General features: G+C 72.2%; 14 protein-coding genes. 7 read left to right on the top strand and 7 right to left on the bottom strand.

Annotated elements, in window-relative coordinates:
- Positions 1-540: 540 nt before the first annotated feature.
- Positions 541-1,089, bottom strand: coding sequence for a MarR family winged helix-turn-helix transcriptional regulator (locus ACZ4WS_RS15185; protein WP_467980518.1), 549 nt, complete (start codon positions 1,087-1,089; stop codon positions 541-543).
- A 173-nt stretch (positions 1,090-1,262) separates the two neighbouring features.
- Between ACZ4WS_RS15185 and ACZ4WS_RS15180 the strand changes: the two genes are divergently transcribed.
- Entirely contained in the window at positions 1,263-2,540 is a 1,278-nt protein-coding gene (locus tag ACZ4WS_RS15180) for an MFS transporter (RefSeq protein WP_467980551.1), read from the top strand.
- An 84-nt stretch (positions 2,541-2,624) separates the two neighbouring features.
- On the opposite strand, the gene ACZ4WS_RS15175 is transcribed toward ACZ4WS_RS15180, so the two are convergent.
- From ACZ4WS_RS15175 to ACZ4WS_RS15165, 3 genes are all read right to left on the bottom strand, one after another.
- On the bottom strand, positions 2,625-3,440 hold the full coding sequence (locus ACZ4WS_RS15175; RefSeq protein ID WP_467980517.1) for a class I SAM-dependent methyltransferase: 816 nt from the start codon (positions 3,438-3,440) through the stop codon (positions 2,625-2,627).
- A 173-nt stretch (positions 3,441-3,613) separates the two neighbouring features.
- The gene (locus ACZ4WS_RS15170) at positions 3,614-5,269 is read right to left on the bottom strand and encodes an ATP-binding SpoIIE family protein phosphatase (RefSeq protein WP_467980515.1); all 1,656 of its coding nucleotides are present in this window, start codon (positions 5,267-5,269) and stop codon (positions 3,614-3,616) included.
- Positions 5,270-5,392: 123 nt separating this feature from the next.
- On the bottom strand, positions 5,393-6,772 hold the full coding sequence (locus ACZ4WS_RS15165; protein ID WP_467980550.1) for an NAD(P)/FAD-dependent oxidoreductase: 1,380 nt from the start codon (positions 6,770-6,772) through the stop codon (positions 5,393-5,395).
- A gap of 376 nt (positions 6,773-7,148) precedes the next feature.
- On the opposite strand from ACZ4WS_RS15165, the gene ACZ4WS_RS15160 reads away from it, so the two are divergent.
- Both ACZ4WS_RS15160 and ACZ4WS_RS15155 read left to right on the top strand, forming a co-directional pair.
- Positions 7,149-7,928 carry a TetR/AcrR family transcriptional regulator gene (locus ACZ4WS_RS15160; protein WP_467980513.1) on the top strand — a complete coding sequence of 260 codons (780 nt, stop codon included), beginning with the start codon at positions 7,149-7,151 and terminating at the stop codon, positions 7,926-7,928.
- Between the two features lie 265 nt (positions 7,929-8,193).
- Complete coding sequence (locus ACZ4WS_RS15155) at positions 8,194-10,143, top strand: sigma-70 family RNA polymerase sigma factor (protein WP_467980511.1); 1,950 nt, start codon at positions 8,194-8,196, stop codon at positions 10,141-10,143.
- 33 nt (positions 10,144-10,176) lie between these two features.
- On the opposite strand, the gene ACZ4WS_RS15150 is transcribed toward ACZ4WS_RS15155, so the two are convergent.
- Complete coding sequence (locus tag ACZ4WS_RS15150) at positions 10,177-13,662, bottom strand: AfsR/SARP family transcriptional regulator (protein ID WP_467980510.1); 3,486 nt, start codon at positions 13,660-13,662, stop codon at positions 10,177-10,179.
- Between the two features lie 636 nt (positions 13,663-14,298).
- Positions 14,299-16,395 (bottom strand): asparagine synthase-related protein, encoded by a 2,097-nt coding sequence (locus ACZ4WS_RS15145; protein WP_467980509.1) that lies wholly within the window; start codon positions 16,393-16,395, stop codon positions 14,299-14,301.
- Between the two features lie 770 nt (positions 16,396-17,165).
- Between ACZ4WS_RS15145 and ACZ4WS_RS15140 the strand changes: the two genes are divergently transcribed.
- The 4 genes from ACZ4WS_RS15140 (at position 17,166) to ACZ4WS_RS15125 (ending at position 22,648) form a co-directional block, all read left to right on the top strand.
- Positions 17,166-18,590, top strand: a complete 1,425-nt coding sequence (locus ACZ4WS_RS15140) for an MFS transporter (protein WP_467980507.1) — start codon at positions 17,166-17,168, stop codon at positions 18,588-18,590.
- 350 nt (positions 18,591-18,940) lie between these two features.
- Positions 18,941-20,176 carry an L-2-hydroxyglutarate oxidase gene (gene lhgO / locus ACZ4WS_RS15135; RefSeq protein ID WP_467980505.1) on the top strand — a complete coding sequence of 412 codons (1,236 nt, stop codon included), beginning with the start codon at positions 18,941-18,943 and terminating at the stop codon, positions 20,174-20,176.
- Positions 20,177-20,358: 182 nt separating this feature from the next.
- Positions 20,359-21,195, top strand: a complete 837-nt coding sequence (gene trmB / locus ACZ4WS_RS15130) for a tRNA (guanosine(46)-N7)-methyltransferase TrmB (protein WP_467980504.1) — start codon at positions 20,359-20,361, stop codon at positions 21,193-21,195.
- A gap of 64 nt (positions 21,196-21,259) precedes the next feature.
- A complete protein-coding gene (locus tag ACZ4WS_RS15125) occupies positions 21,260-22,648 on the top strand; it encodes a PrsW family intramembrane metalloprotease (protein WP_467980502.1) in 1,389 nt (462 codons plus the stop codon).
- Positions 22,649-22,718: 70 nt separating this feature from the next.
- On the opposite strand, the gene ACZ4WS_RS15120 is transcribed toward ACZ4WS_RS15125, so the two are convergent.
- Complete coding sequence (locus ACZ4WS_RS15120; protein WP_467980501.1) at positions 22,719-23,663, bottom strand: aldo/keto reductase; 945 nt, start codon at positions 23,661-23,663, stop codon at positions 22,719-22,721.
- Positions 23,664-23,683 lie beyond the last annotated feature (20 nt).

The following is a 23,683-nucleotide window of genomic DNA, read 5'->3' as shown; positions in this document are numbered from 1 at the left end:
CCGATCGGCCGGAGACGGGGTATCAACATATCTGGCGTTGATTTTTGGCACGCTGTTGAGTTCTCAAGGAACGGACGCTTCCTTTGTACTCACCCTCTCGGGCTTTCCTCCGGGCGCTTCCCTTCGGTCTTGCTTTGTTTTGCTTCGTTCTTGCGTTTCCGACTCTATCAGACTCTTTCGTGTCCGACTTCCTCGGTGCCTTCCAGGTTTCCGCTTTCGCGTTTCCCTTTCCGGCGGTTCCGACTCTATCAGATCCTTTCGGGCCTGATTCCCAGTCAGTGGGGCTTGTCTTCACGGCTGTTGGGCCGTTCCGACGTCCCAAACTTTAGCGGATCCTCTCGGCAGTTCCTAATCGGGCTGCCGAGTCCAAATCGAATTGAATTCGGGCACGCCGAATTCGACCCGGTTGGGCGATCGTGCTGGTGGTTTGGGTGCCGCATCTGCGGCGGAGGTGCTGCCGCAGAACCGTTCCGGCTCCGTGGCAACTCGAAGAACCTTACGGATCGCGTAGGGGGATGTCAACCATCCCTGTCAAGATCTTTAATCGAGGTCGCTGAGCCGGCCGCCCGCGTCCGGCTGGGCGTCCTCCACGCGGCGGAGCAGACGGGTCAGGACTTCACCGAGGACCCCACGCTCGTCCGCGGAGAGGTCCTGGAGGAGGTCCTCCTCGAAGCCCGAGGCGAGGCGCATCGCCTCCAGCCACTTCTCCCTGCCCTCGTCGGTCAGCTCCACGATGACGCGCACCCGATTCGATTCGTCGCGCTCCCGGGTGACCAGCCCCTCGGCGACCATGCGGTCGATGCGGTGGGTCATCGCGGCCGGAGTGAGACCCAGCCGTTTGGCGAGCTCGCTCGGGCCCATGCGGTACGGGGCGCCGGAGAGAACGAGGGCCTTGAGGACCTCCCACTCGGCGTTGCTGATGCCGAGGGTGGCGGTCTGGCGGCCGTAGGCGACGTTCATACGGCGGTTGAGGCGGCCGAGGGCCGAAACGATCTTCTCGACCTGGGGGTCGAGGTCCTGGAACTCGCGCTGGTAGGCGGCGATCTGTTCTTCGAGTGTCGGCTCACTGGCGCCGGGGTTGTCGCCCATGTCCGCAGTATCGCACGGCACCGCTTGGCGTTGAAGTCCTTCGAGGTGTACAGTTCAACTTCTAACTTTAGCTTTGAAGTCTTCAGGCCTGCACCCTTGCATAGCGCATCCGCACCGCGCATCCCCGTGCCCTGGAGGCTTCACGACCAAGGCAGGTGAAAGTGACCAGGGCGATGGGCGCAGCGATGCGCCGGATCCATGTGGGCAACGCACTCAGCGCGTTCGGGCTCGGCTTTACGGTCCCCTTCCTCTACGTCTATGTGGCGCAGGTGCGGGGACTCGGCTCCATGACGGCGGGCATCGTGCTCGCCGTCTTCGCCGTGGCCGCTCTTGTCGTGCTGCCGTTCGCCGGGCGGGCCATCGTCCGGCGCGGCCCGCTGCCGGTCCTGCTCACCGCCCTGGCCACCGCCTCCGTCGGAGCGCTGAGCCTCGGGCTCGCGAGCAATGCGACGACCGTCCTGCTGTCGGCGGCCGCGCTCGGTGCCGGGCAGGCCGTGATGCAGCCGTCGCTCGCGACGATGATCGTGGACTGCTCCACGGCGGAGACGCGGTCGCGCGCCTTCGCGACGCAGTTCTTCCTGCAGAACCTGGGGCTCGGTGTGGGCGGCCTGATCGGCGGCCACATCGTCGACACGACCCGGGCGAGCTCGTTCACCCTGCTGTTCGCGATCGAGGCGGCGATGTTCCTGCTCCTCGTCGTGATCATGTCGACGGTGCGGATGCCGCACGCGCCCAAGGTCGGGGGTGCCCCGCAGGCCAGGGGCGGCAGCTGGAAGCAGCTGCTCGGCAACCGGGCCATGGTGCAGCTGTCCGTGCTGGGCTTCGTGCTGTTCTTCGCCTGCTACGGCCAGTTCGAGTCGGGGCTCTCCGCGTACGGCGTCGAGGCGGCCGGGATCTCCACCTCCGCGCTCGGTACGGCGATGGCGGCGAACACGGCGATGATCGTGGTCGCGCAGTTCGCGGTGCTGAAGTTCGTCGAGCGCCGGAAGCGGTCCCGGGTGATCGCCGCGGTCGGGCTCATCTGGGCCGTCGCGTGGCTCGCGGCCGGGTACGCGGGCCTCGGGCACGGCAGCCAGACCATGGCGACCGCCGCGTTCGTCTCGACGTACGCGCTCTTCGGGCTCGGCGAGGCGATGCTGTCTCCGACGGTCGCGCCGCTGGTCGCCGACCTGGCTCCGTCGGGCATGGCAGGCCAGTACAACTCGGCCTTCGCCCTGGTGAAGCAGCTCGCGCTGGCGGTCGGTCCCGCGGTGGGCGGTCCGATGGGGGCGTCGCTGCACGGCCCGTACGTCGTGACGTTCCTTCTCTTCTCGCTCGGCATCACGTTCCTGGCCGTGCGGCTGGGGCGGCAGCTCACCCCCGTACAGAATCAGCCGTGGCTGGCGAAGAGCCGGGTGGTCGCAAAGGGCGGGACGCCTGCGGAGCCGGAGCCGGTGCCGGCGAGCGCCTGACGTCCTGGCGTACGGCCGTCGTACGACGGCCGCCACCACGTTTCTTCTCGTGGCGTACGGCCGTCGCCCGTTTCGTAGCGCGTTTCAGCGGACCCCTGTCACCAGGTTGGCCGTGAACGGGAGGGTCGCGCTGCCGTCCGGGGCGGTGCGGTCCGCGAGGTGGGCGTGGACCGCGGCGCCTGCCCGTACGAGGGCGTCGTGGCCTGCCCTGTCGGCGACCGCCTGTCCCCAGGACGTCGACGAGAGCTGGCCCGGGGCGTAGTCGGCGAGGGGCGGGATGGCGATGCCGAAGCTGACCTCCCGGACGGTGACGTCGTGGAAGCCGGTGGTGCGGAGGGCGGTGGTGAGGCGTTCGGCGGTGCCGGAGAAGGCGCCCTCGTATGCCGCGGCGACGTCCGGGCCGCCGTACTCCTTGACGGCCTCGTACTGGGCCACGAAGTACGGGATCAGTTCCCTGGCGGCCCAGGCGGTGGCCGCGAATCGGCCTCCTGGGCGGGTTACCCGGGCCGTCTCCGCGAAGGCCGCGTCCAGGTCGGGGAAGAACTGGACTCCCTGCTGGCAGACGACCGCGTCGAAGGTGGCGTCCTGGTAGGGGAGTTTCTCCGCGGGGGCGGCCGTGAACTCGATGTCCGGATACATGCGGGGCGCGCGCTCCGCGGCCACCCGGAGCATGCCCTCGTTGATGTCTGCGGCCGAGACGCGGCCTGCGGGGCCGACGCGGGCGGCTGCCGCGCGGGCCGCGAAGCCGGTGCCGCAGGCCAGGTCGAGGACCGTGGCGCCGGGGAACAGGTCCACGGCGTCCAGGACCGCCTCCACGAAGGGCGCCATGAACGGCGCGGCGTACTGCTCGTAGCGCTCCGGTGCACTTCCTTTGAGCTGAAAGCCCGTTTCGTCTGCCATAGGTGAGCTACTAGCACCGGGTGGGGTGGGGGGCTAGGTGGCGCGCGGGGGTGTGGGTGGGGTTGTCTTTCGCCCCCGCCGCCCCTACCCGTCCCGTACCTGGGGGCTCCGCCCCCAGACCCCCGTATCGGCCCAACGGCCTCGTCCTCAAACGCCGGACGGGCTAAAGACTCTTAGCCCTCCCCCCGCGGCAAAGCGAACTCGCACCACACCGCCTTCCCCCCGCCAGGGGTACGCCGCGACCCCCAGCCGGAGGCAATCGTGGCGACGATGGCGATGCCCCGCCCGGCCTCGTCGGCGGGCTCGGCGCGGCGGCGGCGCGGGAGGTGGTCGTCGCCGTCGGTGACCTCGATGATCAGGCGGCGGTCGGTGCGCCGGAGGCGGAGGCGCATGGGCGGGGTGCCGTGCTGGAGGGAGTTGGCGACGAGCTCGCTGGCGGCGAGGACGCCGAGGTCGTGGAGGTCGGGCGGGAAGCGCCAGCTCGTCAGGACGCCGGAGGCGAAGGCACGCGCGCGTGGGGCTGCCTCCACGCCGCCGAGCAGCTCCAGGGCGGCGTTGCGGAAGAGGTCGCCGTCCGGGCCCGTACGGGCGGGGTGTTGGAGGACCAGGACCGCCACGTCGTCGTCGTGGTCGGCGGTGACGCCCGCCGAGCGGACCAGGCGGTCGCAGATCACCTGGGGGGTGCCGGTGGCGCCGGCGAGGGCGCGCTCCAGGGCGGCGATTCCCTCGTCCAGGTCCTCGTTGCGGCGCTCCACCAGGCCGTCGGTGTAGAGGACGGCCGTGGAGCCGGGGCCGAGCGGGACCGAGCCGGAGGCGTGCAGCCAGCCGCCGGTGCCGAGCGGCGGCCCGGTGGGCTCGTCGGCGCGGTGGACGGTGCCGCTCTCGTCACGGACCAGGATGGGCAGGTGGCCCGCCGAGGCGTACACCAGCCGGCCCTCGTTCGGGTCGTGGACGGCGTACACGCAGGTGGCGATCTGGTTGGCGTCGATCTCCGTGGCGAGGCCGTCGAGGAGTTGCAGCACCTCGTGCGGGGGGAGGTCGAGGCGGGCGTACGCGCGTACGGCGGTGCGCAGCTGGCCCATAACCGCCGCCGCGCGGACCCCGCGGCCCATGACGTCGCCGATGACCAGCGCCGTGCGGCCGCCGCCGAGGGTGATCACGTCGTACCAGTCGCCGCCGACCGCGGCCTCGGTGCCGCCGGGCTGGTAGGTGGCCGCGATGCGCAGGTCGTCGGGCTCTTCCAGCTCCTGGGGGAGCAGGGAGCGCTGGAGGGTGACGGCGGTTTCGCGCTGGCGGCGCTCGCTGGCGCGCAGCCGTTCGGCGGCCTCGGCGTGGTCGGTGACGTCGGTGGCGAAGATCAGTACGCCACCGTCCTGGGCCTCCGGGGAGGTGTCGACCGGTGTGCAGGTGAAGGTGTACGAACGGCCGCCGGGTGCCTTGCGGGACTTGACCGTACGGGGCTTGGCGCTGCGCAGGACCTGGTCGAGGAGCGGGAGCAGGCCGAGCTCCTCCAGCTCGGGCAGCGTCTCGCGCGCGGGCTCGCCGACCGGTCGGGCACCGAAGGCCGCCGCATAGGCGTCGTTGACGTACGCGACGCGGTGCTCGGGGCCGTGCACGAGGGCGACGAGCGCGGGGACGCGGTCGAGGACCTGGCGCACCGGCAGCTCGTCGACGGCGGGCACGGGCGGCGCGTCGTCGGTCAGCTGCTCGGCGCGGGCCGCCGGCACGGAGCCTTCCCCTCGCAGGTCCGGGGTGACGGTGTGCTCGGTCCGCGCTGCGGCGCGGCGCTGCGTTCCGGGGAGCCGGGCGCTCCAGCGCGTGAAGTTCACAGTGGGGAAAGCCTCGTGGTTAGAAGGGCGAGCGGTCCGCCCGCCCAAGGTCGTGGACCAGTCTGGCCGACCGGACCGACATCCGTCAGACGCCGGCCTGACCGGTGGAGTTCCTGAGTCCGGTCAGGACGACCCCTTCGGGTCGAGCTTCGGGTCGAGAGGAGGCTTTCCACCGGCCGCGAGTTCGAACTCCGCACGGGGGTGTTCGAGCGAACCGAGAGACACGATCTCCCTCTTGAAGAGCCCCGCCAGGGTCCATTCGGCCAGTACACGGGCCTTGCGGTTGAAGGTCGGCACCCTGCTCAGGTGGTAGACACGGTGCATGAACCAGGCAGGATAGCCCTTCAGCTTGCGCCCGTAGACGTGTGCGACACCCTTGTGCAGCCCCAGGGACGCGACCGAACCGACGTACTTGTGGGAGTACGTTTCGAGCGGCTCGCCGCGCAGCGAGTGCGCGATGTTGTCGCCGAGAACCTTGGCCTGGCGGACGGCGTGCTGGGCGTTGGGAGCGGTCTCCTTGCCGGGCTCTTCGGCGGTGACGTCGGGGACGGCGGCGGCGTCTCCCGCGGCCCACGCGTGCGTGACGCCGTCGACGGCCAGCTCGGGGGTGCACTTGAGACGGCCGCGCTCGTTGAGCGGCAGGTCGGTGGCGGCGAGGATCGGGTGCGGCTTCACACCGGCCGTCCATACGACCGTACGGGTGGGGAAGCGGGCGCCGTCGCTGAGGACGGCGACCCGGTCCGCGCAGGAGTCGAGGCGGGTCTCCAGGCGTACGTCGATGTTGCGGCGGCGCAGCTGGGTGACCGTGTACTTGCCCATCTCCTCGCCGACCTCGGGGAGGATGCGGTTCGTGGCCTCGACGAGGATCCACTTCATGTCCTCGGGCTGGACGTTGTGGTAGTAGCGCGCGGCATAGCGGGCCATGTCCTCCAGCTCGCCGAGCGCCTCCACACCCGCGTAACCGCCTCCTACGAAGACGAAGGTCAGGGCCGCGTCGCGGATCGCGGGGTCGCGGGTGGAGGAGGCGATGTCCATCTGCTCGATGACGTGGTTGCGCAGGCCGATGGCCTCCTCGACCGTCTTGAAGCCGATGGCGTAGTCGGCGAGACCGGGGATCGGGAGGGCGCGCGAGACCGAGCCGGGGGCGAGGACGAGTTCGTCGTACGTGATCTGCACCGCGCCCGCGCCCTCCTCCGCGGTGGCGAGCGTGGTGAGCGTCGCGGTGCGCTTGGCGTGGTCGATCGACTGGGCCTCGCCGATGACGATCCGGCACTGGTCGAGGACCCGGCGCAGCGGGACGACGACGTGACGCGGCGAGATCGAGCCCGCGGCGGCCTCTGGAAGGAATGGCTGATAGGTCATGTACGGGTCGGGAGAGACGACGGTGATCTCGACGTCACCCCGCTGCAGTTCCGGCTTCAGCTTCCGCTGCAGGCGCAGAGCTGTGTACATCCCGACGTAGCCGCCGCCGACCATGAGAATGCGCGTACGTTCCTTCACCATCCCATGACGCACCCAGCTCTCGAGTTTGTCCACAGGCCCGACAATTTGTGTGACCGGCCGCCGACAACGTGCAGGGTTGGCCGATTTGCCGGAGTGCGGGGAAGATGTGCAGGTCAGTAGGGGTGGGCAGGGTGGGCGGAGGGGGCTCAATCGGGACGTAACCGGCCCGTACTCCGATCGGGGGGCGCTCCGTGCGGAACCTGCCCCTTCTGAATTGACCCCCTCTCAACTATGTTCGTGTGTCGACGGGGTGTAGGGGGATGGGCTCGACGAGTCCGCGACGGGCGGGCTCGTGACCCACGCTCGTTCCGCACGCCCCGGCTGCCAATGGCGGGGAGAGTCTCCGGGGGGAGACGTCATTACCGGGGGAACGCTTATGCACATTCAGGATTCTCGTTGGTCTTCCGCGTCTGCCATCGCATCCGGTGGCACGGTCGGCGCGGCAGCGAGCGGCAACGGACGCGGTCCGGGGGACGGATCACGTACGACGCCGCTGCGCGTGGACGCACAGCGCAATCTGGAGCACGTACTGCGCGCGGCGCGCGAGGTCTTCGGCGAGCTGGGGTACGGCGCGCCGATGGAGGACGTGGCGCGGCGCGCCCGGGTCGGTGTCGGCACGGTGTACCGGCGCTTCCCGAGCAAGGACGTCCTGGTGCGCCGGATAGCCGAGGAGGAGACCTCCCGGCTGACGGACCAGGCGCGCGCGGCGCTCGGTCAGGAGGACGAGCCGTGGTCGGCGCTCTCGCGCTTCCTGCGCACGTCGGTGGCCTCGGGCGCCGGGCGGCTGCTGCCGCCGCAGGTGCTGCGGGTCGGCGTCGCGGAGGACGGGGCCGAGGCGGACGAGGCGCGGGTGCCGCAGCAGCGGTCCCAACTCGCACCCGAGCTGCGGCTCGTCGAGCAGCGGCCGGCGCCGGAAGAGGAGGCCCTGACCGCGGTGGCCGACGACGCCGGTGCGGCCACGCTGCTCGAAGTGGTGGGCCGGCTGGTGGAGCGGGCGCGCGCGGCGGGCGAGCTGCGGGCGGACGTCACCGTGGCGGACGTGCTGCTGGTGATAGCCACGGCCGCACCCTCGCTGCCGGACGCCGCCCAGCAGGCCGCGGCCTCGGCCCGGCTCCTCGACATCCTGCTGGAGGGGCTGCGCTCGCGTCCGGCATAAGGGTGCGCGGGACCGCCTGAGCGTGGGTGCTGCGCCACCCGCGTGCGGGATGCCGACGATCGCATACCGCCATTTCCGTCATTTCCTCAACTCCCGCACAGGGAACCTCGCTTGAGCCTTCCCCGAACGGGTGAACGCTAGTGCTCCTGAGTGGGAAGTCCCCTCGGACGAGTGGTTGGTACGGACAGCAGGGGCTTGCGGCGGGCCCATGTGGCACTCTTTCCCGGGTATTCGGGTCCGAGTGTGCAGGCGGGGGCTTTCCGCGATGAGCGTTGACGGGCGGGACGAGTCACTCGGTGACGGTGGCGCGGAAACCGGCGGGCTGCCGTCGCCTCAGGTGCCGAGCCAGGGCGGGCCGTCCGGGAGTACTCCGGCGGGCACATCGGGAGGCATCTCGGGGGGCGCCTCAGGAGCTTCGCCTTCCGGCGGCGGCCCCGACCACAGCGTTCCGGCGCAGCGCGACCGGTTCGACCGGCGTGAGGGCGGCGCCCTGCCGCCCCCCGTCGATCTGCCGCCGTCCGACGCCGATCTGATCGAGCGGATGCGCGCGGGCGACGACACGGCGTACGAGGAGCTGTACCGGCGCCACGCGCAGGCCGTGCGCCGCTACGCCCGCACCTGCTGCCGGGACGCGCACACCGCCGACGACCTCACGGCCGAGGTGTTCGCCCGCACGCTCCAGGCGGTGCGCGGCGGCAGCGGCCCCGAGCACGCCGTACGCGCGTACCTGCTGACGACCGTCCGCCGCGTCGCCGCGAACTGGACGAAGTCGGCGAAGCGGGAGCAACTGGTCGACGACTTCGCGGTGTTCGCCGCGCAGGCCGCCCGCGGCACCGAGGTCTCCGACGACGACACCCTCGACCTGGGCGTGGACGTGCGCGCGATGCACGAGGCCGAGCAGTCCATGGCCATGCAGGCCTTCTGGTCGCTGCCGGAGCGCTGGCAGGCCGTGCTGTGGCACACGGAGGTCGAGGACGAGTCGCCGAGCGAGGTCGCCACACTCTTCGGGCTGGACGCCAACGGGACGCGCGTCCTCGCCAGCCGCGCCCGCGAGGGCCTCAAGCAGGCCTACCTCCAGGCACATGTGAGCGCCGCGCTCACCATGGACGAGGAGTGCGCGCGCTACGCCGACCGGCTCGGCGCCTACGCCCGCGGCGGCCTGCGTACGCGCGCCGAGCGCGGGCTGCGCAAGCACCTGGAGGAGTGCGCCAAGTGCCGGCTGGCGGCGGGCCAGATCAAGGAAGTCGCCAGCGGGATCCCCGCGGTCGTGCCGGTCGCGGTCATCGGTTGGTTCGGTGCCGCCGGGTACGCGAAGGCCGTCGCGCTCATCGCCGGTGGCGCCGGAGCGGGTGCGGCCGGAGCGGCGGGGGCGACCGCCGCGGCGGGCGGCAGCTCCGGCGGGGCGAGTGCGGGTGGCGGCGCGGCGGCCTCGGAAGGGCTCGGCGCGCCGGTCAAGGCCGGGATCACGGCGGGTGTCGTCGCGGTGGCCGCGGCGGCGGTGGCGCTCGCCCTGGTCGGCAACGACAGCCCGGCCAAGAAGCCCGAGGCCAAACCGGTCGGCTCGCCCGCCGTCGAAGTGCCACAGCCGACGCCGACACCGACGCCGAAGAAGGCGCCCGCGTCGAAGCCCCTGGTGGTGGCCCCCGCGCCGACTCCCACGGCTACCCCGACTCCGACGCCGAAGCCCACGCCCAAGCCGTCGCCCACCCCGACCCCGACCCCGTCCCCGAAGCCCACGCCCACACCCAAGCCGACCCCGACCCCAACGCCTCCGCCCGCGCCGGTCGTCTACCAGTGGAGCGAGCTGGAGTACGGCGTCAACGGCGACCACACCAAACCCGAGATGCGGCTCGGCGAGAGCAGCTGGGTGTGGCAGCGCTCCGGGGTGCCGATCGCCAACACGCAGTACGCGCACGGCGTGACCGTGCACGGCGAGTCCTCCGTCACCATCGACCTCAACCGCAGCTGCTCCTCGTACGACGCGATGGTCGGCGTCGACGACATGACGCTGGGCCTCGGCAAGGTGCGCTTCTCCGTGTACGCCGACGGGTCCCGCATGTGGCAGTCGCCGCCGATCGAGGGCGGCGGCCAGGCGATCCCCGTCCATGTGAACCTCACCGGCCACGAGACGATCCGCCTTGTCGTCGAACCCCACACACCGTTCGACTCGGTGGCGCTGGCGGACTGGGCGGAGTCGAAGTTCCAGTGCCAGTGAGCACGCGTTGCCAGTGAGCGCGCGTACGCATGGCTATTCGGCGGGGTGCTCCTTCAGCGCCTCGGCCAGTTCCCGCAGGGCGTCGTCCGTGGTGAAGCCCGTCCCCGTGGCACGCTCGGACTCGTAGCGGGCGGGACCGAGGGCCGCCCGCACGGTGGCCTCCGTGCGCTCGGCCTCGGCGCGCTCGCGTGCGGGACGCGGATGGCCGCCGCGCCATCGTGTGCCGGCGGCGAGCAGCCGGGTGGCGGGCAGATGGTCGCCGAGCCCGGCGAGGAGGCGCGCGGCGACGTCGACGAAGCCCGCCGTCACCACATCGGCGCACCGTGCGGCCACCGCCTCGCGCAGGGCGTCGAGCAACGTCCGCAGACCGCGCTCCGGACCGAATTCGGCGGCCGTGACAAGCGCGTCGATCCAGTTCAACGCCGCCATGAACTGCGGGGGCGGGGTGCCCTGGGAGATCGCCTCGCGCGCCTGCTCGCACAGTTCGCGCGCGAAGGTGACCTCGCCGTCGTCCAGGGCCAGCTGGGCACGCAGCAGGTGGACGAACGCGCGGGAGTCCATCACCCCGTACCGGTCGGCCGCGGCGCTCGCCTCGTCCATGGCGGCCAGCGCCCTGGACCGCTCACCCGCGCGGTAGGCGATCTCGGCCAGTCGCGCCATGAGGAAGGGCGTCTCGGTGTACGCCCCCACCTCGAAGGCGAGCCGCAGCGCCTCCTCGTACTCACCCTTCGCCTCGTCGAACAGGCCGCGCGCCATGGCCGCCTCACCGGCCGCGCTGCACACCTGGGCCCGCATCCAGCGGTCACCCACCCGGCGGCTGAGCACCCGCAGCTCCGCCAGGTCCTCGTCCACGCCGTGCATACCGCCCGGCGCGTCGACGACCATGTGCGTACGGAACATCAGGGTGACGCCGATCTCCCATTCGCCGCCGTACATACGGCAGTTGGCGACCGCCGTGTCCATGGCCGACCGCATGTCGTCCGGGCCGCCCAGAAAGAAGGCGGCCATCGGCCAGATGATGCCCGGCAGGCGCGCCGCGTCCGGGCCGCCCTTCTCGAAGACGGCTCGCACCCGCTGGATGTACTCCCGCAGCCGATCGTCCCCGCGCCTGTCCGGCGGGTCGATCTCCATCTTCATGAACAGGTGGAGCATGCGCAGCCTCATCCGCATGGCGCGCAGCGGATGGGACTCCTCCCGGTCGGAGGCGTCGAGGAAGGCAGCCATCGGATCGAAGGGCTCCAGCCCGGCAAGCAGGGCGTCACTGCCGGCACCTCGAGACACGCTCCTCCCGAGCGCGGGTGAGACACCGGGCCGACCGGTCGCGTCGAGCGCCACGCCCAGCCGCAGCACGAGGTCCGCCCATTCCGCGCCCTCGCGGCGGAAGTTGCGCAGCCACCAGAACCAGCCCATCGCGAGGACGAGGGCTCCCGCCTCCTCCTCGTCGACGGCCACGACCGCGCGGTACAGGGCCGCCCTGATGTTGTCGAGCTCGGTCTCCAGGCGCCGGATCCATGGGAGTTGCTCGGCGGAGCGGAGCAACGGCTCGGCCTTCTCGATGAGCGCGCGCACCCACGCGCGGTGGCGCCGCTCGGCCGCGGCCCGCAGCTCGGGAACCTCGGCGGCGCGCTCGGTGGCGTACTCGTGGATGGTCTCGAGCATGCGGTAACGCATGCTGCTGCCACTGGCGACGCTGTTGTTGCCGCCGCCGTGTCCGTCGCCCCGGCTGTCCCCGCCGTCTCCGCCGTTTCCGTCGTACGGGGTGGCGACGACCAGGGACTTGTCGACGAGGGCGCCGACGAGGTCGGCCGCGGGTCCGGTGCACACGGCCTCCGCGGCCGCCAGGTCCCAGCTGCCCGCGAACACGGACGCTTCGCGCAGTACGGTCCGCTCCCGCTCGTCGAGCAGGTCCCAGGACCAGTCGACGACGGCGCGCAGGGTCTGCTGGCGGGGCAGCACCGTGCGGCTTCCGGAGGTGAGCAGCCGGAAGCGGTCGTCGAGACGGTCGGCGATCTGACGAGGGGTGAGCAGCCGCAGGCGCGCGGCGGCCAGCTCGATGGCCAGGGGCAGGCCGTCGAGGCGTCGGCAGATCTCGTCCACGGCCGCCGCGTCGTGCAGCGCGACGTCGGCGTCGGGACGGACGGCCGACGCCCGCTCCATGAAGAGGCGGTGCGCCGGATCGGGCAGCAGGGGCTCGACCGGGCGCACCAACTCACCGGGTACACCAAGGGGTTCACGACTGGTGGCGAGGATCGTGAGCCCCGGGCAGCGCGTCAGGAGAGTCTCGGCGAGCTCGGCTGCCGCACCGATGACATGTTCGCAATTGTCAAGGATCAGGAGCTGGCTGCGCGGGGCGCAGTACTCGACGAGCAGGGCGACCGGGTCGTCCTGCGGTACCGCCATCTCGTTGGTGATCAGCACGGTTTCGCGCAGACCGAGGGCGCTGACCACCGCGCCCGGGACCGCCTCCGGCCGGTCGAGCGGGGCCAGCTCGACCAGCCACGCCTGCGGAAGCCCGGCGGCGGCTTCCTCGGCGAGGCGGGTCTTTCCCGAACCACCTGGTCCGGTCAGGGTGACCAGGCGTGCCCTCTGCACATCCGAACGGATGGCGGCGAGTTCGGGTTCCCTCCCCACGAACGAGTTCAGACGCGGACGAATGTTGCCGTTCCGTGCGGAGCGGGAGGAGTCCCCCTGCATGGGGGCCCACGCGCCCGCGTCGACCGAGGGCCGCACCCCGCCCCCGACCGGCCACCCGGACTCGAATCCGGCCCCGGACCCGGACTCTGTCCTGGGCTCTGTCCTGGGCTGTGGGTCGAGCAACTCCGCATGCAATGCGCGCAGTTCCGGACCGGGGTCCGTACCCAGCCCTTCCATCAGGGCGTGGCGCACTCCCCCGTACGCGGCCAGGGCGTCGGCGCCGCGGCCCGCGTCGCGCAGGGCGCGTATGAGCAGAACGTGCAGCGCCTCGTCGTACGGGTGAGCCGCCGTCAGCTCCTTCAGCTCCGGTACGACGTCGGAGGCGCGGCCGAGTCGCAGGTCCGCCTCGACTCGGGTTCGCGTCGCCTCCAGACGTAGCGCCTCCGGGCGGGTGGCGGCGGTGCGGTCGGGGAGGTCCGCGAGGGCGGGGCCGCGCCACAGGGCGAGTGCCTCGCGCAGATGGGTGGTGGCGGTGGCCGCGTCACCGCGTTCGAGCGCTGTCTTGCCCTCTGCCACGAGGCGCTCGAAGACGAACAGGTCCACGTCCTCACGGCCGGCCCTCAGGCGGTAGCCGCCCGCCTCTGAGGTGACCGTGTCCCTGCCGATGGCTCGGCGCAGGCGGGCGACCAGGGCCTGCAGTGCCGCGGGGGCGTCGAGCGGGGGATCGTCCGCCCACACCTCGTCGATCAGGGTGTCCGGGGTGGATGTGCGGTCGGGGCGCTGGGCCAGGGCTGCGAGCAGCGCGCGTACCCGGGGGCCCCCGACGGGGACCAGGGTCCCCCGGTCGTCCTCCACCTGGGTGACCCCCAGAATCCTGTACCGCACCCACCCATTCTCACCGGCCCCGGTGCGCGGGGCACCGCCTTTCCCCGGCGAGCCTCGCCCGGCGGCGGGCCCGTCTCCATCCTTACCCGGCGTGGGCGTACGGGTGGGTGGGTTTTTTCGCCCCCTCCGCCCCTACCCGTCCCGTACCGGGGGCTGCCGCCCCCAGACCCCCGCTATCGGCCTGAACGGCCTCGTCCTCAAACGCCGGACGGGCTGGAAACTCACGCCCGTTCGAAGAGCGGGGGCAAGGGGCGAAGGCCCGGGGCGGGTGGGGGCGAAGCCCGGGGGTTGGGGGCGAAGCGCCAGGTGCGGACTGAGGTGAAACCTCCACCGGCCGAGGCCGAGCCCCAGACACGGACCGAGGCGAAGCCCCAGACACGGACTGGATGGGACCGGCAGGGGCGGCGGGGGCGAGATCCCCCACGCACCCGCACCCGCCGACGCACGGAAGGGGCCGTGCCGGTACATCAAATGCCCGCAGCCGAACGGATCCAAAAAAGAGAGCACCCTTCTCACCCACAGCCGATCCGTTCGGATGCGGGCGGATGTACCGGCACGGCCCCGACCCACCACCGAACGGCAGGCGCCCCACCACCGACCCGCAGGCGCCCCGCCACCGACCCGCAGGCGCCCCTGCTAACCCCGGCGGGCAGCCCCCGCCCCCAACGCCCGCCCCTGCGGCACAATCCCCGCAGGCACAGCCCGCTGCCGGGCAGGCGTCCCCGTCCAGCACGTCCCCCGGCGGGCCAGCAACCGCCGCAGCCACAGCTCGAGGGAGACCAGATCGGCCAGCCCGTCCAAGGGCAGCGGCTCTCCCTCCGCGGCCGCGCGCAGCGCCTTGCGGACGACGCGCGCCTCCACCAGCCCGGCCTGCGCGAGCAACGGCGTGTCGAAGAGGGCGATCAGTGAATCCGCGGCGACCCGCAGCCCCGTACGCGCGGCCGCCGCCGAGGACGCGTGGGAAGGCGCACCCCATCCGGGGGGCAGCTCACCGACCCCCGCCCCCTCCAGCACCGTACGCAGAATCGCCGCCCGCGCCCCCGGCTGCACCCGCAGCGCCTCCGGAAGGGCGCGGCAGGCGCGGACGACCTGGTTGTCGAGGAACGGCGCGTGCAGCCGCTGGAAGCGGATCTCGGCGGCCTGCTCCAGGACGCGCAGGTCCGCCGCGTGACGCGCGAGCGCGGCGCGCGCGCGGAAGTCGCCCGGCCGCTGTCCGGGACCGACGCTCGGCCGCCCCGAGGCCGCCTGCAGGCGAACCGATACTTCAGCCAGCGCCTCCCCGGTCAGCCAGCGCGCGGCAGGCCCGGGTCTGGCCCAGGCGAGCGCGGCGAGCGACGCGCCCACGGCACCCCCCGGTTCCTCGAACCGCCGGTGCAGCAGCCGGTCGGCGAGGACGTCGACACCGGTGCGGTAGGGCGTACGGGCCAGCTTCCGAGCGGCGCCGTACACGCGCGCGGGGACCATGACAGAACCGTCCGCCTTCGCCAACGCGGCGACGGGGCGCACCAGATGGCGCCTCTTGCGGTCCATCAGCAGATCCGCGAGGCGGGCCGGGTGGGCGTCCAGGACCTGCCTGGCCCCGTACCCCGTGAAGTGGTCCGCGCTCCCGGAGGACAACCGCGCGCGATGCCGGGCAGCCGTCACCAGCGACGGGCCCGGCTCGTCCGTCAGCGGCCCCTCCAAGTCGGCGTAAGGGAGCGCCTCTTCGCCCCCGGCGACGACCACATGGTGCAGCCGGGGGTTCGCCGCGAGCGATCCGGCCCGCTCCAGCTCGGACTCCCGCCCGCTGACGACAAGGTCGTTGAAGGTGACGGCAAGAAGGCGCTCACCGGCCCCGGTGCCATGCCCCAGAACAGTCCCGGGCGCCCCCGGAAGCCCCGCCGCGAGCAGCGCGAGGGTCCCCGAGGCGGGTCCTCCGGAGAGGTCGGCGCCGATGCCCGGCACCGGCATCCCGCGCGCGGCGCGCCGCTCGGCGGGCCCCATCCCCGGTACGGGCCCGGGGTCCACATCGGTGCCCGGCACATGGCGGGGCGCGGCGAGACGCGTGCGTACGGCCTCTACGAGGGCGTCGCGCACGGCGTCCACCGCGCTGGCGGGGTCGGCGGAGGGCGCCGCGACGGCGAGAGAGGCGACCGGCTCGTACCCGGCGATCTCGCGCGCCCCGGCGCGCAGGATGAGCGCGTGCCCCGGCGGGATGCGCCGCACTCCGTCGTACGGGGTCGAGTCGTGCACCGCGGCCGGTACGTCGGGGGCGGCGAGCAGTGCGGCCAGGTGCCCGAAGTCCAGGTTCGCCTCGATGAGGTCGGCGAGGGGGAGCGCGGCGGTCGCGTACGCCGTACCGCCCGCCCAGGGGGTGTAGAACACGGGCCGCGCGCCCGCGAGATCACCCGCGACGGTGACGCGTCGCCCGACCTGGACGACGGCGGTGTAGCTGCCGGACCACGCGGTGAGATGCCGAAGTGCCCCGCCGCGCGCGGCGAACAGCCCGACGCGCAGCTCTTCGTCGGAGGCCCCGCAGGTGCCGAGTACGGCGATCCGGGTCTGCGCGTCGGCCTTCACGACGCGCACCTCGTCGGGGCGCCAGTCGCCGACGGCCCAGAGCGGATCGGGGTCCCCCCAAAGGAGTTGGGAACCCACCGGGTGCACGGTATCGCCGTCGCTTCCGGTGGCGCCCGCCGAGCCGATCTCAGGCGCTCTGGCGGCGGTACTGCTCCACCCCACCAACCATCGCATCGCCGCCTCCACAGGCTGTGGACAACCAGTGCACCGCACGAACTGGGCACCATGCTGCCACGAAGGAAGCGTGCGGGAGGATGCCTGCGGCGGCTTGCGCTCCCTGAAGTGCGCCCCCGTGAGGGCGTCCGCGCCGATACGAGGCCTATGCGCGGCCGACGCGCAACCGGCGCCGGGGCGGCCCGCGGGCGGCTCACGGATGGCCCGAGAGTGGCTCAAGAGCGGCCCGTGGACGCCACGCACCCCCCGCACAACCCCCGCCGAGCCGACGCGAATGCGCCCCCGATACGCTCCCCCAAAACCCCCTTCACGCCCTCAAGTGACGTGGTAGGAGGGCTAATTGCCCCGAAGGGCCACCGTCGGTTTTCGGCCAAATCAGCCGCGGAGGGTCAGGCGCGCACACGCTCCGTACAGACCTTGCCCACCGCTTCGGCAACACACAGTCCGGGAGGCGGAGTTCGCCTCCCGGACCGGTCCGCCGCCCGCGGGGATGGAGGCGGCGGTGTCCCCCAGCCCACTGGATCCAGTACAGCGGGCCGACCCACGCACGATCCATGGAAGCGCTCCCCCGATGGCCGGAGAAGAGCGCACGGACGGGCGCACGGCCACACAGCGGGAGCACGTCGCAACCGTCCGTACTGTCGTACGGACCACAATCCCGCCATCCGGAACTACGCCCCTTAACGCTTGGGATTGGGCGAACTACGCTGGGTTTACGAATGCCGCGTGGTTATGCCAGCGCGGCAGCCGTCTGTGTCGAGGGGTGGCGCATGTCCAGGGAGCAACGCGGGCCGAACGAAAAACTCGGCGCCGTTCTCGCCCTCGCGGGAATCAGCAACGCAGGACTCGCGCGTCGCGTCAACGATCTTGGCGCTCAACGCGGGTTGACTCTTCGCTACGACAAGACGTCGGTGGCGCGCTGGGTGTCGAAGGGAATGGTGCCCCAAGGTGCGGCGCCGCACCTCATCGCGGCCGCGATCGGCCAGAAGCTCGGCCGCCTGGTGCCGCTCCACGAGATCGGTCTGGCGGACGCGGATCCCGCACCCGAGGTGGGCCTCGCCTTCCCCCGTGACGTCGGCCAGGCGGTGCGGTCGGCGACGGAGCTGTACCGACTCGACCTCGCCGGGCGCCGGGCCGGCAGCGGCGGCATCTGGCAGTCACTGGCCGGGTCGTTCGCAGTGAGCGCTTACGCAACTCCCGCTTCACGGTGGCTGATAACCCCGGCCGACAGCTCGGTGGCCCGCGAGGTGAGCCCCGGTGAGGGCTCCGGAGCACCGCTGAAAGTCGGCCACAGCGATGTGCAGAAGCTCCGCGAGGCAGCCGAGGACGCCAGGCGCTGGGACTCCAAGTACGGGGGCGGCGACTGGCGTTCGTCCATGGTGCCCGAGTGCTTAAGGGTGGAGGCGGCGCCGCTGCTGCTCGGCTCGTACTCCGACGAGGTCGGCAGAGCCCTCTTCGGAGCCAGCGCCGAACTCACCCGCCTCGCCGGGTGGATGGCCTTCGACACCGGCCAGCAGGAGGCCGCCCAGCGCTACTACATCCAGGCGCTGCGCCTCGCCCGAGCCGCCGCCGACGTGCCTCTGGGGGGCTACGTCCTCGCCTCCATGTCCCTCCAGGCGACCTACCGCGGCTTCGGCGACGAGGGCGTCGATCTCGCCCAGGCCGCCCTGGAGCGCAACCGGGGCCTGGCCACGGCCCGCACCATGAGCTTCTTCCGTCTCGTCGAGGCACGCGCGCACGCGCGCGCCGGTGACGCCCAGGCGGCCGGCGCCGCCCTGCGCGCCGCCGAGGGCTGGCTGGAGCGGGCCCGCGACGGCGACAACGACCCGTCCTGGCTCGGCTTCTACTCCTACGACCGTTTGGCCGCCGACGCGGCCGAGTGCTACCGCGACCTGAAGGCGCCGCGCCAGGTGCGCCGCTTCACCGAGCAGGCGCTGTCGAAGCCGACGGAGGAATTCGTACGCTCGCACGGGCTGCGGCTCGTGGTGTCGGCGGTCGCGGAGCTGGAGTCGGGCAACCTGGACGCGGCGTGCGAGCAGGGCGTACGGGCGGTGGAGGTCGCGGGGCGCATTTCCTCCGCGCGCACCACCGAGTACGTGAAGGACCTCCTGCACCGGCTGGAGCCGTACGGCGACGAACCGCGCGTGGTGGAACTGCGGGAGCGCGCACGGCCGCTGCTGATGGCTCCGGCCTAGGTCCTGTCCCGCGGATCACGCCGCCGGCTCTGAGCGAGGGCGGCCTATGCCCATGGGCGCGGGTGACCGAGGTCGTGGGTCCCCCCTGCCCGAGCGCGGCCGGGAGCTCGGGGAAGACCGACGGAACGCCGCAGCCGTGCGTGCCGCGCCCCTGCGGCCCCGGCTTGATCCGCCGCCGGGGCGGCGGAGGCTTGATCCGCCGGACAGCCCCTGGGAGCCCGTGCCGGCGCGGACCCGGTGCCCCTGCCGGACACCGGCTCGCGCCGTCCCCAGGTGCCCGGCGCGGCCGAACGCGCGGCCTGTCGGACCTTCGGGCGCCATACGGGTTTGAGGGCATTGTCAGTGGCGCAGTGCACTATCGAAGTCGGGAGGTGGAGCAGGTGCGGATCGTGTACGACTGCGATGTGCTGGTGATCGGCGGCGGGATCGTCGGCCTGTCGACGGCGTATGCGATCACGCGCGCGGCGCCGGGCACGCGGGTGACGGTGCTGGAGAAGGAGCGGGGGCCCGCCCGCCACCAGACGGGTCGCAACAGCGGAGTGATCCACAGCGGGATCTACTACCGCCCGGGCTCCCTGAAGGCGCAGTACGCGGTGCGGGGCGCCGCCGAGATGGTCAAGTTCTGCGCGGAGTACGGCATCGCGCACGAGGTCACCGGCAAGCTGATCGTCGCCACGGAGAAGGCGGAGCTGCCCCGGCTGCACGGCCTTGTGCAGCGCGGCCGGGAGAACGGTATTCCGGTGCGGGAGCTGGGCCCCGCCCAGATGACGGAGTACGAGCCGGAGGTGCGCGGCCTCGCCGCCATCCATGTCGGCACGACGGGGATCTGCGACTTCGTCGCGGTGGCCCGGCAGCTCGCGGAGTCCTCCGGGGCGGAGATCCGGTACGGGGCGGAGGTCGTCCGCGTCGACCGGCGCCCCGGCCTCGGCGCCGCCGTCCGTACGGCGGACGGGGCGGTCCTCCGCGCGCGCGTGCTCGTCAACTGCGCGGGGCTGCACTGCGACGAGATCGCCCGGCTCGCGGGGGACGATCCCGGGATGCGGATCGTGCCCTTCCGGGGCGAGTACTACTCGCTGGCGCGGCCCGAGCTGGTGCACGGGCTGGTCTATCCGGTGCCGGACCCCGCCTTCCCGTTCCTCGGGGTGCATCTCACCCGGGGCATCGACGGCGGCGTCCACATCGGCCCCAACGCGGTGCCCGCGCTCGCCCGGGAGGGATACGGCTGGAAGGTCGTCCGCCCCCGGGAGCTGGGCGCGACCCTGGTGTGGCCCGGCTCCTGGCGGATAGCGCGGCGGCACTGGCGGTACGGGGCGGGGGAGCTGCGGCGGTCGGTGTCGAAGGCGGCGTTCACGGACGCCGTGCGGCGGCTGCTGCCCGTGGTGACCCCGGACGATCTGGTGCCTGCCCCTGCCGGGGTGCGGGCCCAGGCGGTGCTGCGGGACGGGACGCTGGTGGACGACTTCCTGATCAAGGAGGGGCCACGGACGGTGCATGTACTGAACGCGCCGTCGCCCGCGGCCACGGCTTCTCTCCCGATCGGGAGGGAGGTCGCCCGGCGGGCGCTGGCTGCGCTGGCCGGGGTGTGACTGGTTGCCCGGCGTTGGTGCCGGACTCGGAGGTTTTCGCCCCCTCCGCCCCTACCCTTCCCGTACCTGGGGGCTTCGCCAGGCTTCGCCCCCAGACCCCCGTATCGCGCTTCGCGCTCGTCCTCAAACGCCGGACGGGCTGAAATCAGCCGCTCCGACGGCCCCGTAAAATCGACCCCACTGTGTCTGACTCCCTTAACTCCCCCGAAGAAACCCAGCCCGGCCCCGCCGATGGTGGCTCGCTGCGTCATACCCGCGCCAAGGGTGAGCCCCGTTTTCCCGATGGGCCGAGGGCCGATCCCGCCGGGTCGCACTTCGAGCGGCGGATTCGGAGTTTTCAGCCGCGGCGGAGTCGGGTGACGGCGGGGCAGGCGGACGCGTTGCAGCGGCTGTGGCCCAAGTGGGGGCTGGACATCGACGGGCAGCGGAGGATCGATCTGGCGGAGCTGTTCGGGACCGACCGTCCCGTCGTGCTCGAGATCGGGTTCGGGATGGGCGAGGCCACCGCGCAGATGGCGGCCGAGGACCCGCAGACCGGGATCCTCGCGGTGGATGTGCACACACCGGGGCAGGGCAACCTGCTCAACCTGGCGGACCAGAACGGGCTGTCCAACATCCGCGTCGCCAACGGCGACGCGATCATCCTGCTCAGGGAGATGCTGACGCCGGACTCGCTGAGCGGCCTGCGCGTGTACTTCCCCGACCCCTGGCCCAAGAAGCGGCACCACAAGCGGCGGCTGATCCAGCCGGAGTTCCTGACTCTCGCCGCGACCCGCCTCAAGCCGGGCGCCCTCGTGCACTGCGCGACCGACTGGGAGCCGTACGCCGAGCAGATGCTCGAAGTGCTGAGCGCGCACCCGGACTTCGAGAACACCCAGCCCGACGGCGGTTACGCGCCACGTCCCGACTTCCGGCCGCTGACCCGTTTCGAAGGCCAGGGACTGGACAAGGGTCATGTGGTGAACGACCTGCTGTTCCGGCGCGTACAGCACCGCGACCAGCAATCAGCCGGCGACTGAAGCCCCGCGGACCGGACCCAGGCACCGTCGCGGGCAGCGCCCCTCCCTCGTTAGGGTCAATGCTGTGGCCACCTGTCCCCCGTATCCGACGCACCCCAGCGGTCTCGCCGGCACTGCGCTGCGGCACGCGCACTGGTGGCAGCGCAGATGGGTGCGGTACGGGGCGCTGATCACGCTGCTCGCGCTCTCCGGGCTGGTCATCCTGGCCCTGGTGCGCGAACAGACCGGCACCGAGGGCTTCCTGGTCGGGCTGGGCCTCGCCGTGTTCCCCGTGCCGCTCCTGGTCGCCGCGTTCCGCTGGCTGGACCGGGTGGAGCCCGGCCCCTGGCGGAACCTGCTGTTCGCCTTCGCCTGGGGCGCCTGCGCGGCGGCGCTCATAGCGATCGTCGCCAACAGCTTCGCGACGAGATGGATAGCGACCGCGACCGCCGACCCGTCCAGCGCCGACACCCTCGGCGCGACCGTCATAGCGCCCATCGTCGAGGAGTCCGCGAAAGCCGCGGCCGTGCTGCTGATCTTCCTCTTCCGCAGACGGGACTTCACCGGGATCGTCGACGGCGTCGTCATAGCCGGGGTCACCGCCACCGGCTTCGCGTTCACCGAGAACATCCTCTACCTCGGCACCGCCTTCGGCACCGACCAGCTCAGCGGCGAACGCGGGCTGGCCTCCGTGACCGCCGCGACCTTCTTCGTCCGCGTCGTGATGTCACCCTTCGCGCACCCGCTGTTCACCGTGCTGACCGGCATCGGCTTCGGCATCGCGGCGCTGTCCGCCGAGCGCCATCATCTGCGCCGCGTGCTGCTGCCCCTCGCCGGACTCCTGCTCGCCATGGGCATGCACTCCGTCTGGAACAGCTCGTCGAGCTTCGGCGAGTACGGGTTCTTCGCCGTGTACGCCGCGTTCATGGTGCCCGCGTTCGGGCTGCTGACCTGGCTGGTCGTCTGGACACGGCAGCGGGAGCTGCGCACGGTGCGCTCGGAACTGCCCGCGTACGCCGCCGCCGGGTGGCTGGCCGTGCCCGAGCCGTACGCGCTCGGCTCGATGCGGGCGCGACGCCTCGCCCGCGAGTACGCCGCCCACCACTTCGGCAAGGCCGCCGCCCGCTCCGTCGCCGAGTACGAGGCGTACGCGACCTCGCTGGCGTTCCTGCGGCACCGGGGGCGGCGTGGCCGCGCGGGCGCCGACTTCGTCGTACGGGAACGGGAGTTGCTCGACGAGCTGTGGCGCCGCCGCGAGGTCGCCCGACCGGCCCTGGCCTACGCGACGCGGGCGACGGCCCCGGTGGTCCCGGTGCCGCCTTGGCCCACCCATGGGTACCCCCCGGTTTCCCCCGTGTCCCCGGTGTCCCCGGTGTCGCCAGTGTTCCCGGCGTCCCCGGGGTACGGGCAGCCGTACCCGTACCCATACGGTCCGGCGACGCCGTACCCCGCGTACAACCCCTATCGGTCGTAGGAGCCGTGGAGCGTTCGGCCCCACCGGGTTCCGCCGTCATGGCCGATCGCCACGGCGGCGGAGAAGCGGATCAGGCCGACGCCTGTGTCAGCTTGGCCAGCTCGTCGTCCGTCAGGGTCAGGTCCGCCACCCCGAGCAGTGCCGGAAGCTGCTCGACCGTGCGGGCCGAAGCGATCGGGGCGGCCACCGTCGGCTGGGCGGCCAGCCAGGCCAGGGCGACCGTGGCGACCTGGGCATCGTGCGCCTGGGCGACCTCGTCGAGGGCGGCCAGCACGCGAACGCCCCGCTCCGACTCGAGGTGCTTTCCGGCGCCCTGCGCACGCGCGCTGTCGACCGTCGTACCGGGGCGGTACTTGCCGGTGAGGAAGCCGGAGGCCAGCGCGAAGTACGGGATGGCGGCCAGGCCGGTGCGGGAGGCGAGCTCCTGGAGCGGGCCCTCGTAGGTGTCGCGCGAGACCAGGTTGTAGTGGGGCTGGAGGGCGACGTAGCGCGCGAGGCCCTCGCGGTCGGAGAACTCCAGGGACGCCTGGAGCCGCTCGGGCGTGATGTTGGAGGCGGCGATCGCCCGCACCTTGCCCTCCCGCACCAGCTCGTCGAGCGCGGTGACGATCTCCTCGAACGGCACTTCCGGCTTGTCGAAGTGCGTGAAGTAGAGGTCGATGTAGTCGGTGTCCAGGCGGCGCAGGGAGGCCTCGGCCGCGGCCTTGATGTTGGCGCCGGACAGCCCCAGGTAGTCGGGGTGCTGGCTGACCTTGGTGGCGATCACGACGTCGGAACGGTTGCCGCGCGCCTTGACCCACTTGCCGATGATGGTCTCGGACTCGCCACCCTTGTTGCCCTCGATCCACGCCGAGTACGAGTCGGCGGTGTCGATGAAGTTGCCACCCGCGGCCGCGTACGCGTCGAGCACGGCGAAGGACTGCGCCTCGTCGGCGGTCCAGCCGAAGACGTTGCCGCCGAGGGCGAGCGGGAAGACCTCGAGGTCGGACGAACCAAGCTTGCGGAGAGAAGTCATGCTCAGTTTCAACGCCCGTA

It is taken from the genome of Streptomyces sp. NPDC029292 (genome assembly GCF_055569295.1).
Note: the sequence above shows the minus strand (reverse complement) of the source record. Positions and strands in the feature narration are given on the sequence as shown.